The sequence below is a fragment of the Methanogenium sp. MK-MG genome, assembly GCF_009914725.1.
Classification (GTDB): Archaea; Halobacteriota; Methanomicrobia; order Methanomicrobiales; family Methanomicrobiaceae; genus Methanogenium.
Window position 1 is genome coordinate 1 of sequence record NZ_JAAAWJ010000063.1, and the last position, 11,242, is coordinate 11,242.

At 51.3% G+C, this 11,242-nt stretch carries 12 protein-coding genes and 1 pseudogene; 5 read left to right on the forward strand and 8 right to left on the reverse strand.

Annotated features, from left to right (window positions below; genetic code table 11):
* Positions 1–700: pseudogene (locus tag MKMG_RS08750) on the forward strand (DNA topoisomerase VI subunit B); the annotation flags it as partial.
* Positions 687–1,775 carry a DNA topoisomerase IV subunit A gene (locus tag MKMG_RS08755; protein WP_165077369.1) on the forward strand — a complete coding sequence of 363 codons (1,089 nt, stop codon included), beginning with the start codon at positions 687–689 and terminating at the stop codon, positions 1,773–1,775. The pseudogene MKMG_RS08750 and the gene MKMG_RS08755, both read left to right, overlap by 14 nt.
* 729 nt (positions 1,776–2,504) lie before the next feature.
* On the opposite strand, the gene MKMG_RS08760 is transcribed toward MKMG_RS08755, so the two are convergent.
* On the reverse strand, positions 2,505–2,960 hold the full coding sequence (locus tag MKMG_RS08760; protein ID WP_165077371.1) for a DUF5814 domain-containing protein: 456 nt from the start codon (positions 2,958–2,960) through the stop codon (positions 2,505–2,507).
* Positions 2,957–3,580 carry a DUF2150 family protein gene (locus MKMG_RS08765; protein ID WP_165077373.1) on the reverse strand — a complete coding sequence of 208 codons (624 nt, stop codon included), beginning with the start codon at positions 3,578–3,580 and terminating at the stop codon, positions 2,957–2,959. Before MKMG_RS08765 ends, MKMG_RS08760 begins: the two co-directional genes overlap by 4 nt.
* A 153-nt stretch (positions 3,581–3,733) precedes the next feature.
* Here MKMG_RS08765 and MKMG_RS08770 point away from each other — a divergent pair, with 153 nt between their 5' ends.
* On the forward strand, positions 3,734–4,945 hold the full coding sequence (locus MKMG_RS08770; RefSeq protein WP_254059151.1) for a tRNA sulfurtransferase: 1,212 nt from the start codon (positions 3,734–3,736) through the stop codon (positions 4,943–4,945).
* Positions 4,946–5,065: 120 nt separating this feature from the next.
* Here MKMG_RS08770 and pscS read toward each other — a convergent pair whose 3' ends face one another.
* On the reverse strand, positions 5,066–6,244 hold the full coding sequence (gene pscS, locus MKMG_RS08775; RefSeq protein ID WP_165077374.1) for an O-phospho-L-seryl-tRNA:Cys-tRNA synthase: 1,179 nt from the start codon (positions 6,242–6,244) through the stop codon (positions 5,066–5,068).
* Positions 6,244–6,423: a hypothetical protein gene (locus MKMG_RS08780; protein WP_165077375.1), complete on the reverse strand. Its 180-nt coding sequence runs from the start codon at positions 6,421–6,423 to the stop codon at positions 6,244–6,246. The genes pscS and MKMG_RS08780 overlap by 1 nt, the downstream gene beginning before the upstream one ends.
* Positions 6,424–6,588: 165 nt before the next feature.
* Here MKMG_RS08780 and MKMG_RS08785 point away from each other — a divergent pair, with 165 nt between their 5' ends.
* On the forward strand, positions 6,589–7,188 hold the full coding sequence (locus MKMG_RS08785; protein WP_216842896.1) for a hypothetical protein: 600 nt from the start codon (positions 6,589–6,591) through the stop codon (positions 7,186–7,188).
* Between the two features lie 77 nt (positions 7,189–7,265).
* Here the strand turns inward: MKMG_RS08785 and MKMG_RS08790 are convergent, their stop codons facing one another.
* Positions 7,266–8,198 carry a hydantoinase/oxoprolinase family protein gene (locus MKMG_RS08790; RefSeq protein WP_165077376.1) on the reverse strand — a complete coding sequence of 311 codons (933 nt, stop codon included), beginning with the start codon at positions 8,196–8,198 and terminating at the stop codon, positions 7,266–7,268.
* A complete protein-coding gene (locus tag MKMG_RS08795; RefSeq protein WP_165077378.1) occupies positions 8,195–9,079 on the reverse strand; it encodes an ATP-grasp domain-containing protein in 885 nt (294 codons plus the stop codon). The genes MKMG_RS08790 and MKMG_RS08795 overlap by 4 nt, the downstream gene beginning before the upstream one ends.
* Positions 9,080–9,163: 84 nt before the next feature.
* On the opposite strand from MKMG_RS08795, the gene surE reads away from it, so the two are divergent.
* Complete coding sequence (surE, locus tag MKMG_RS08800) at positions 9,164–9,955, forward strand: 5'/3'-nucleotidase SurE (RefSeq protein ID WP_165077379.1); 792 nt, start codon at positions 9,164–9,166, stop codon at positions 9,953–9,955.
* Here the strand turns inward: surE and MKMG_RS08805 are convergent.
* The gene (locus MKMG_RS08805) at positions 9,937–10,476 is read right to left on the reverse strand and encodes a hypothetical protein (RefSeq protein WP_165077380.1); all 540 of its coding nucleotides are present in this window, start codon (positions 10,474–10,476) and stop codon (positions 9,937–9,939) included. The two genes, surE and MKMG_RS08805, sit on opposite strands and share 19 nt — an antisense overlap.
* An 8-nt stretch (positions 10,477–10,484) precedes the next feature.
* On the reverse strand, positions 10,485–11,048 hold the full coding sequence (locus tag MKMG_RS08810) for a HEAT repeat domain-containing protein (protein ID WP_165077382.1): 564 nt from the start codon (positions 11,046–11,048) through the stop codon (positions 10,485–10,487).
* Positions 11,049–11,242 lie beyond the last annotated feature (194 nt).

An 11,242-nucleotide genomic window follows, 5' to 3' on the forward strand; every position in this document is an offset into this window, starting at 1 on the left:
GTTTGCAAACCGTGTGCCGCTGCTCTACCAGCAGGGTGCCTGTGCAATCACAACTGCGGTCACGGGAATTAACTGGCGGTCGTACAACCTCTCCCAGCAGTCCCTTCCGCTTGGCCCCGTTCTCCTGCTCGTCCATGTGGCCTCGACAAATGTGCCTTTCACGTCTGAATCAAAGGATGCAATCGCGGCCATCCCTGAGATTGAAAAGGAGATTACACTCGCCCTACAGGACCTGGGGAGAGAACTGAAGACCTTCATCAACAAACGGGACCGGAATAAACTCGCAGAAGACCGTGCTCGTGCAGTCTGCTCCATCATCCCGGATATTGCAGAGAAGGTCGCAGAGATCGTTGAACTCCCTCCCCCGGATATCTCACCGATTGAAGGCCAGATCATGCGCCGGGTGGTGGCAAAGAAGAAGACTGAGGCAGGGATGGTCGGAATCTCTGTTGTGAACTACACCAGAAAACCGATTGAAGTGATGGTCTACAGTCTATCTGAAGACAATCCGGAAGGTGCTGTGCCAAAACCGGATTTCATCGATACCATCGGCAGTGAATTCAATGCAGTCTGGCGGATAGCAATTGAGCCGGAGTCCGCATGGAAGGCCACGTATCCCGGAAGAGGCAGAGGGTCAATTGATATCCGTGGTGTGGATGAAAAGATGAAAGTGGTGGTGGACCTCGATGGCGAATGCTGAACAGGACAAAATAACTCAGGAGCGGCTGGTATCAATCGCTGCAGACTGGTACGGGCAGATGGCAGAGGGGCATGTTCCCTCAATCACACTTCCCACACGGACGAAGGCAAACATTGAGTACGATGCAAAGACCGAGGTCTGGAAATACGGCAGCAAAGGAACAACACGGTCGGCAAATTCTGCAAAGAGCGCACTGCATATCCTGAAGATGGCATATGTGGTCGGGTTTTTAAAGCAACAGCTCACCGAATCCCGCTCATCAACCCTCAGGGAGATGTATTACATATCAGAGAGCTGGAAACGGGCGAAGTTTGCCGCACAGGACGAGAGTAATATGCTGATAGAGGATCTGGAGATTGTCACCGAACTCTCCAGAGAGGCATTCCATCTGCGCCCTGAGGAGGATGGTGCGTCCATCTACGGACCGCTGCGCCTCCGTGAACAGACCAAGCGTGGTAACCGTGATATTCACTGCCAGGAGGATGTGGGGGAAGCAGGATACCCCATTCCCTCAAATGTTGAGAATATCAAATTCCTCGACCATGACGCATCCTTTATCATAGCGATGGAGACCGGCGGTATGTATGCCCGTTTAATGGAGAACGGGTTTGACGAGGAGCATAACGCCATCCTTCTCCATCTCAAGGGACAGCCGGCACGATCCACCCGCCGCATGCTCAAACGAATTAACAGTGAACTGGGCATTCCGGTTGTGATCTTCACTGATGGTGACCCCTGGTCATACCGCATCTTTGCAAGCATCGCCTATGGGTCCATCAAGGCAGCCCACATGTCAGATATACTTGCCACACCGGGAGCACGGTTCATCGGTGTCCAGCCGAGTGATATCAGTGATTATAACCTGCCGTCAGATAAGCTCACGGAGGGCGATACTGCTGCCCTGAAAGCAATACTCACCGACCCCCGGTTTGATACTGAATACTGGAGAACACAGATCCGGCTTCAGCTTGATATGAACCTGAAATCAGAACAGCAGGCCTTTGCAAGCAGAGGACTGGACTTTGTCACCAAGGAGTATCTCCCGGCCCGTCTGAGTGAGATGGGAATACTCTGATATCTTTTTTATCACCTCCCCTTCACCCCGGTTCTACCCCCTGACCAGCCGGGCATACACCCTTCACGGATAGATACTCTCACCCACTGCTCATCACATAGATTACAGCGCCACAGGGAGACTGTGGACCCCCTAAACTCGCGATGATCCAAGGCGCCCAAGGGAGTTGAAATGTGCTTTCCGTCTTCTTTGTGTGCACAACCCCCCCTCCATGCACCATCCGTGCACCCGGGGATGCACATTTGTAACGGGCAATTTTCATCTGGATGTTGAATTTGGTTGCACAATGTTGATATTTCAGACATCTGGGCACTTGCACCGGGATCAGACATACAGACACTATCACCACCACAGGAATCAGGGGTGCTGAATGATACCTGAATTTGGTGCACACTTCCTATATTATCTATAAATCTATTTTTATTACTATCTCCTTTAGGGAAATGAACATCCGTATGCCCGTTTTTTATTGTTGCACTTTTGTCAGGATTTGGGTGCACTGTTGGTGCAATCCTGCACATTCCCTCTCCACTGTCATCTCCTGGACGAGGGAGAAGGGACCCCGGGATTCTCCAGCACCATTCACCAGGGTGGGCCGCCGGATGGTTTCCCCGCAGCCCACTGCCATGTGAATGAAAGAAGCTTCCTGTACGCCGCAAGAATCAGTAAGAGACAATGGTTGAACAGTGAAAAATATTCGGGATTATTATATCAGTGAAGTGCGGGACATTATTTCCCCTCAATCTCACGTATCGCATCAATCGTCTTCTGCAGAAGTTTCTCTTTCCCTTCAATCCGTGCTACATCACGTATCGTCTCAAGGGTGTGTACACTATCTTCCAGAAAACTCAGAATATCGGTGGGGTAAATCTCCACACCATAATCATCCACCAGAATTTCACTGATCTGCCGGTGGTCAAGTCCAAGGCGGCGGAGTTCAAGAATTTTCAGGGCAAACTTTCTCTCCGGGCATCCGCACTGGGGCGACTCTTTGCATCCGCATTCAAGAAAATCCTTGTAAAATTGAATGATCTGTGACCGCATGGTGCGGTCAAGGGAATCATAATCCAGAGATGAGACCAGGATATCCATGAATGCCCCGTTGAAGGCAAAATCAGGTACACGGTATCCTGCTATCCTCTGGAGTTTTTTTGCGTATCTGAATCTGGCCTTTGCGGCGATCAAATTCCTTCTCCAAACTGCTCTTCAAAGTTCCTGAGTGATTTGAGTCCATTCCCGATATCATCAACCTCAATCAGCCAGTCATCAAAGAGCGTCGGATCATCCATCTCTCCGCGGAGATATTTACCACAACACGACTCGCCCTGGATGACAAGGGCACAAACAGTCGCAGCAGTTTTAAGGGCTTCTTCTGCCTGGTCATCACCAAGAGTTCTGCCGTATTTAATGAGATCTTTTACCTCACCGGTGGCAGTGCCGTCGATGACTGCCTTGCACCCGGCAAAGAGCACTAAAAAGCGCATCTGGACACCAGATATGATATCTGCAATGTCACTTTCAGGCAGAGGCCCCATAATGATCTCCTCAACTTCTTCAATCTTCTTTCTGGCTGCCTCACCGCTATAATTTCCAAGAAGGAAGAGTTTGATGATTTTCAGGACAGATACGTTGATATCTTCGGTAAAATTATTGAGTGACTGCAGTCCTTCCGGCATCTCCTCAGAATCTTCGTCATACTCAAAACTCATCTCCTCAAGCGTCTTAATCCAGTTATCCCACCGTTCCTGTGTATAAAAATAATACAGAACTGACTGTGGTTCTACTTTCTCCTTCTTTTTCGCCATAGTTATTACTCAATTGTATATCTGCGCTATTAGTGTTTTCGCGTTGTCCTTTTTTCGACCCTTCCAAGAGGGTAACAATCTATTTTGTCCGTTGGTGCCAATGTATCTCCGGTTATTGCCGGCCTGCGGACAGCCGGAAGAGATGAAAAAATAATGGAAGAAAATATGGAGACAAACGAAGCTGTGATGATACGGTATGGTGAGCTTTTTTTGAAGAGCGAATCTGTCATGAAATACTATATCAATATCCTGACAAATAACCTGGCCGCCGCGATTAAAGCAGAAGGACTGGATTGTTCAATTAAACAGTTCAGGGAGAGAATCATCATAACCGGAGACGAAACGGACAGGATTGCACAGGCTGCATCACGGGTCTTTGGCATTGTCGGAGTCAGCAGGTGCATCATGACACCGCCGGACCGGGATATCATCGAAGAGACTGCGGCCCGGCTTGCAGCAGAAAAACTCACTCCCGGCATGTCATTTGCGGTCCGTGCAAAACGGTCAGGTATGAAAGGATTTACCAGCCGGGAACTGGGGGCCTCAACGGGCGCACGAATCATCGACCGCTGTCCCGGCATCCACGTCAACCTGACCGCACCAGACTATGAGGTCTTTGCGGAGGCCCGGGTATTTGGGGGAATCGTCTATGACACCCAGATACCCGGACCGGGAGGCCTTCCTCTTGGCACGCAGGGCAAGTTCCTCTCCCTCCTCTCTGCAGGGATTGACTCTCCGGTTGCCACATGGATGATGATGCGCCGCGGATGTGTCCCTGTATTTCTCCACTGTGACGGTGGGCGGCATGCCGGAGCAGATGTCCGCAATACCGTAGATAAGAATCTGGCGGCCATCTCTGCCTGGTGCCCGGGAAAAACAGTCCGGATGACGGTCATTCCTCTTGAACCATTCTACGATGCACTTCTTGCTGCAGGCATTCTCAGGACCCGCTGTATCCTCTGTAAACGCTTCATGCTCCGTGTGGCCGCAGAGTTTGCACGGCAGGAAAATATTGCCGCCATCGTGATGGGAGACAACATCGGCCAGGTGGCAACACAGACTCTCGCAAACCTCGGGGTGGTACAGGAAGTAACAACTCAGGCAATACCCATCCTCCGTCCGCTGCTGACCTATGACAAGGAAGAGATCATCATGCGTGCACGGATGATCGGAACCTTCCGTGACAATGCCGGAGACCTCGGGTGCACCATCGTTCCAAAGCACCCATCCATTGCGGCAGATTCTGAAGCGATACGCGCCGATGAAGCACAGCTTGCACTCGATGATATGCTAAAAGATGCCCTGGCGCATGCTACAATTGTTGAGGCACGGAACGGGAAAATAATTGAATACCCGTCTCAGTAGAAATCAAAGTCAGGAATGCTGACTCCTGAAAAAGAGGACACCATCCGGACTAATTCCCTCCTGAAGGGACAGGATGGGGAACAAACCCATCCTGAAAAAGGAATCCTGCAACGCAAAAAATCAGGAGACCGTAAGGCCGTTTTCCCTAGCAATTTCCTGAAACACCCGGCAAAGATGAGCAATCTGGGCGTCGGTCAGCCCGTAGGTATTAAATTTCCATACACGGGTTGATCCGGGTATCACCCCAATCACGCCCTTCTTCTTGAGCGCATTTGACAGGAAGTAACCCCGTTTTTTATGGATTTCAGCCACTTTGTCAAAGGAATCCAGAGTATTGATTCTCGTAAGCGTGTGCTCACGCGGCATGTCACTCTCCACCCGGGTGCCATCGATGGCACAGAGCGCATCCACCACCAGGTTGCTGTTCTTCACTTCACGATCCCAGTGAAGCACCCGCTCTTTTACAGCAGGGAATGATGCCATGAGGCCGACAACCGTCACACCCATCAGCGTGCATCCCATCATCTCCACTTCCTTGATGCCGAATGTGCGTCCGGTGATATCCCCTTTTGCCTGTGTCGTCCGGAAGACAATGTCAGCATACTCATCTGTTGTCGCAACAAGCCCTGAGGGAGCAGGGGCGGCCATGCTCTTATGGCCCGAACCGATGACAAAGTCCACGCCCAGTGCCTTGCCATCCACCGGCATGATACCAACGCTGTATGCACCGTTTAACAGCACCGGGATGTCATACTGGTGGGCCACCTTTGCTATTCCCGCAATCTCATGGATATTGCCGTACTGGTAATCCACGTGTTCCACAAAGAGAATGGACGGTGTCTTCCCGGTCTTGCGGGTGACATCCTCAATCCGTGCCGCAGCGTTATCAGCGGTGATATGATGGTGTTCATCCATTGGGATCTCGTGAATGTCAGCACCCGCCTGCTCCAGGGAGACAAATTCAGTGTAATGGGAAAGGGCTGTCAAAAGGACGGGATCCCCTTTCTCAACCATTGAACTTGCCACTGCCTGAAACCCGCGCCGGGCTCCGGGGACCAGCCGGACCGCATCCATGTTCAGCCACTCCGCACAGTCACGGTGAAACTCTGCTATCGGGGGTTTATTGATATAATCCAGACGGAATGGTTTCCGACAGTTATCGCAGACAGAATATCCGTCTGAATAAGCAAGTGCCGCCTTCTGGGCATCAACGGTCAAACGGCCGCCTGCCTGGATGGGGTCGATATTAATGTAGAGCTCCTCCACATCACGTGTATCGATATCAGCGGTGCATTTCATCAGCTCAGTTCCTCCTCAAGAATTGTCACCTGTTTTTTTAGTTTTTCAATCGCCGTTCCAGCACGAACCTTCTGTTCATCATCGAGTTCGTGGACAGGTGCTGTCTCCCGCAGAATAAAACGGATATCTGTGAGAAGATACAGCGCCTGAAACAGAGCATCTACCGCACGTCTTGACATCTGCCAACCTGTTTATTCTTCTTTTTTTAATGCATAATAAACCAGACAGAAAGAATGAACCCATCTCCCGGCAGTGGACACCATGCAAACTGCATACACCGGAGAAGGAATGCATACCCTTAAGGAATATTTACAGGAAACTATCCCGACAGGAGAAATATTCCGATGCGCACAGTTCAGATCCCTTCGATGCTCAAAGATCTCGTATCTTCAGCGATTCAGTCAGCTGACGGCATCACCTTTACCCGTCTTGATGCCTGTCCATACTGCGGGGGACCGGTGAAGGGGCATGACATGCGCCGCAAACGGTTTGCCACTCTCAGAAACAAAAACGGGAAACAGGCGATCCATGTATTTGTGAAGAGATATCACTGCGAACAATGCGGAAAACTCTGTTATGCAGAGTCACCGTTTTACCCGGATACCAGATTGGGGATACCCATCGTTGACCTCTGCAACGCCCTGATTGAAAAGCACTCCTATCATCATGCTGCCCGTATTCTTGCAGCTCTCGAAATTGTGGTAGACAGAGGAACACTCAGAAACTATGCACAGCGCACATTCCCCCCGCCCAATGTGATTGAGATGTATGGAGTGCCAATTCCGATTTCCATCCTCAACATGAATGAACTGTCATTCAGAGGAAACGAGAACAGCTCCATCCCAGGGGCAGAACTCTTCGGCGCCAGTGGTCTCCCACCCGCAGCACGGGCATTTCTTTATTCGATGCGGGGAAGCGGCAAAAGGAATCAGCGGAATAAATAGGAGAAAGAAGAAGAACGGGAACCCTGCCATATAGCATACCACGGTAACCACAAGAGATCCTGCAAGCAGAAGGAGGCTCAGAATTCTGCGTTTCGTTTCGCCACCTCACGGACTGCAAACGCGGGAAACGCATCTGTCATTGTCCCATATATGTCTGAAAGGTCTCTGCCGCCAAATGTCTCTGCAAGAAGTGCGGACCCGATTCCGGCACAGATCAGGTCAGGCATTGTTTCACTGCCCGAGGCCCGCAGGATCTCCTCTTCAATGACTGACCGCTGCTCATCCCAGAATGCAGCAGCCACCGCACGCGCATTCTCTTCTCCAATCTCTGAAAGGTCAGAACAGACCATCCGTGCAAGCCGCTGCAGGGATTCGGTTATCATGACACCTGCGCAATCCGGTGTAGGCACGGCGTATTCAGCCTTGCCAATATGGCCCATCACAAGATGGACATCAGCACTGATGGCAAATAGTTCGTTTGCAACCAGAGTTCTTACAACACCGCAGTTCAGGTAGACTTCCCGTAACAGTGAGGCGACAGGTGCACGCAGAAGGCCGGTATAAACCAGCATTCCCCGCTGCAGTCTGTCAAGGTCACGCAGGGAGAGCAGGCGTTCAAACGAAGAGAGGGGTATAATGTCTGTGGTGGTGCTTCCCATGTCAACAAAGACAGATTCCGGGAATTTCGCGCGCAGATAATCCGCTGAGGCCAGCCAGTTGGCCGCCGCAAGAGAGATGCAGGGAGTTGTATGAAATTCCCCGTCCGTCCCATAAAACCGGGCATCAGGAATGACCGACCTGACAGCATTGACGATAAATGCAATGCCTTCTTCCTTGGAGGCAAAGCCGTCTGCAAGCTCTCCGCTCATCACCACCGCGGCCTTTCGCCCGGCATATGGCTTCAGGTATTTTGCTATGGGTGATTCCTGCCAGAGGGGACAGTAATGAATGATGATGTCATCACCGTCCACAATCTTCAGGTTTGCACCACCGACGTCAATTCCTATCACAGCAGGGTCACCGTCCCATCCTTATCATAACGTGCCTGTCCCCTGAGATGGACGGATTCAGGTACAACCCCTTTCGATGCAGCAACAAGAATCTCAGCAATTTCCTCCTCCATCACCGCAGCAATACCGGTCAGACTTGAGGTGGGGCGCGGATTGACATCCACGACATAAACGTCATCGCCGACAATCACATCAACCCCTGCATACCCCTGACAGCCAAGGACGGTGGCCGCTTTGATGGCAGTTGCAACAATCTCATCCCTGCGCGGATGGGGCACGCCAACCTCACCACCCTCAAATGTCACCAGACCATCATCAAAACGAATGAACTGACGATTCAGGGAAAGCACCAGGGGCGGACGCCCGCTGTAATATGTGCAGGCATTTCCTACATACCGGCCGATGACAAGGCTTACGCTCATATGCTCGCCTTCGATGAACTCCTGTCCAAACTCACCAGGCCCGGGTTCTTCATCTGCAATACGCATATTCAGAGCACCTGCTCCCTGCTTTTCCTTTATTACACGGACACCTTCTGAGACATCCTTCGGGACAGCAATGCCCTGTGCGGCAAGAATTGCTCCTGCATGCGGTTTTTTTGAACAGAGAGCACAATTGAGACTTCCACACCCGATATTATGGCAGTTGTCTTCAAGAATCTTTGAATATTTTCCGAGCAGATGATCCGGTGCAATAACAAGCCCCACATCGGCGAGAGGGGAGAGGCGCCTGAGCTCTGCTTCAAAATCCCCGGACTCCGGGGTGATTACGTCATATCCTGACCGGAGGAAACTCTCTTTCAGCACAGAGAGCATTGCATTTCCTTCCGGCGCAAGTGCAGGATTGTGGAATACGGTATATTCTGCGAGAAGTGCCAGCATTGAATACTATATGCACCTCCGGAAATTATGAGAGTGCCGATCGAACTTTTTTTGTAGCCACAAACCTCATTTTCATCCAGACAAATGAGACCTAAAATACTCCTCACAAATGATGACGGCGTCACGTCAGAAGGGCTGTGGGCAGCCTATGATGCACTCACCCCTTTTGCTGATGTGACCGTTGTCGCTCCCTCAGCACAGCAGAGTGCAGTCGGGCGTTCCATATCAATCTTTGAACCAATCAGGGTCACCAGAATCCCGATGCACACCACAGAGGCCTACTCCGTCGGCGGAAAACCGACAGATGCTGTGATCATCGGCATCTACTCACTTAACCTGAAACCTGACCTTGTGGTAAGCGGCATCAATATCGGAGAAAACCTCTCCTATGAATCCATCATGACATCAGGGACGGTCGGGGCCGCACTGGAGGCGTCCAACCAGGGGGTGCCATCCATTGCTTTCTCACTCGAAGTGGAGGAACAGGGTAAGAAATTTGACGACCCACGGTATTCTGATGAAAATTTTGCAGCGGCAAAAACTGTCATTACAGACGTCTGCCAGCGGTTGTTAAAAGACGGATTCCCCCTGGGCACAGATGTTGTCAACGTCAATATCCCGACAGAGGTGACCGGCGGGTATGAGATCACCCATCTTGCGGAGAAACTCTTCCTCACTGGTGTGGAAGAACGCTTTGACCCCCGTGGCCGCCCCTATTACTGGATCAACGGACCCTTCTGTTCGGATGCGGAGGAAGGCACTGATGTCCATGCAGTCCGTGAAGGACGCATTTCAATCACCCCCATAACCTTGGACTGCACCGCGTATTCCGGAAAGACCGGGCTTGAAAATATGTTTCACGATGAATTGTCCTGAGATTCCTCAGGTTCACCCTCATCTGTTTCACCGGCACCCGGAAAGAGGATGCCTGACCATACCAGCCAGCCTGCCACTACGAGCACCGGGACACCCACTGGTATGGCGAACCCTCCGCTCGATGAAAACGACGGCCCGTACTGGGCGATGAGAGCAAAGAGGTAGAGCAGTCCTGCACCCATGATGCAGATACCACTCCTGCGGGGAGAGTAGAGTACGTGTATCCGGGGCGGGACAGCAACAGAGACAAGTCCTGCAATACCGGACATAACTCCTGCTGTCCAGAAGACAGGCATCAGTGCGCTTCTGCCGGTGATAGTGCCTTCCAGCACGTACTGGAGGTCATGGAAGATTGTGATCACATTCGCACCCATATAGGTCTCCTGATACCGGAAGAGTGGAAACTGCACCCCGGCACCCAGCATCGAGCCAACGACATAGACCGAGACAGGCACACAGAGGATGAGGGCGGCAAGGCCCGCAAGGATCCAGCCACGGCTTTCAGGTATATCCGGATTCATGCAATCCTCTATCTGTCCCCGCCAAGGCGGAGCAGGGCCCCTGACATCATAACACGGGTCTTTTCATATTTTTCCCGCTGCAGGGCGCCCTCAATGAGCGGTGCATATGTCGCAAGATTCATTTGTCCGAGGGCACGGGCCGCTGATCCACGCACAAACTCATTCTCATCGTTTAGAAGGGAGGCCACCGCACCGGCAGCTTCAGTACATGATGAGATTCCCAGCCCTTTTGCTGCCATGTATCTCACGTGGTCCCTGCTGTCCTGCAGAACAGGGACAAGCAGGGCACATGCCGCACTACCCCCGATGATGCCAAGGGCCTCTGCAGCACGATACCGGACTGTCCATTCTTCACTCTTAAGCAGCGCTGCAAGAGAAGGGACAGCATCACTGCCTATGCAGCAGAATAGTTCCATCCCGCGGTTTCGGATGTGTTTATCGGGTGAACGCAGAAGAGCTGAAATTTCTGGAAGCACTGTTTCGGCAGAAAAATCCTTCAGAGAGGATTCGGCCGTCTGCCTGAGTATATCAGATTCAGAGAGCAGATCTGCTATGAGATCTTCAACTGGCATTTCCGGCATCATATACAGATACCATTTGAACGATTATGGACAAAAACACCTTGGTTTCATTAGGCAGAAACATAATCCATTTATATTTATCTCCACCAATAATATACTGAATCACCTCAGTGATAATTTATAACGGAATGGTGCGAATGAAACGGCAGAGAATAAAACAGATAGTCCTGATATTTGCAGTGATT

Coding starts and splice junctions, on each gene's coding strand:
- MKMG_RS08810 (WP_165077382.1), bottom strand. CDS start 11,048: ATGCCAGTTGAAGATCTCATAGCAGATCTGCTCTCTGAATCTGATATA.
- MKMG_RS08780 (WP_165077375.1), bottom strand. CDS start 6,423: ATGTCAAGACGTGCGGTAGATGCTCTGTTTCAGGCGCTGTATCTTCTC.
- MKMG_RS08770 (WP_254059151.1), top strand. CDS start 3,734: ATGGAAGAAAATATGGAGACAAACGAAGCTGTGATGATACGGTATGGT.
- MKMG_RS08755 (WP_165077369.1), top strand. CDS start 687: ATGGCGAATGCTGAACAGGACAAAATAACTCAGGAGCGGCTGGTATCA.
- MKMG_RS08785 (WP_216842896.1), top strand. CDS start 6,589: ATGCGCACAGTTCAGATCCCTTCGATGCTCAAAGATCTCGTATCTTCA.
- MKMG_RS08805 (WP_165077380.1), bottom strand. CDS start 10,476: ATGAATCCGGATATACCTGAAAGCCGTGGCTGGATCCTTGCGGGCCTT.
- pscS (WP_165077374.1), bottom strand. CDS start 6,244: ATGAAATGCACCGCTGATATCGATACACGTGATGTGGAGGAGCTCTAC.
- MKMG_RS08765 (WP_165077373.1), bottom strand. CDS start 3,580: ATGGCGAAAAAGAAGGAGAAAGTAGAACCACAGTCAGTTCTGTATTAT.
- surE (WP_165077379.1), top strand. CDS start 9,164: ATGAGACCTAAAATACTCCTCACAAATGATGACGGCGTCACGTCAGAA.
- MKMG_RS08795 (WP_165077378.1), bottom strand. CDS start 9,079: ATGCTGGCACTTCTCGCAGAATATACCGTATTCCACAATCCTGCACTT.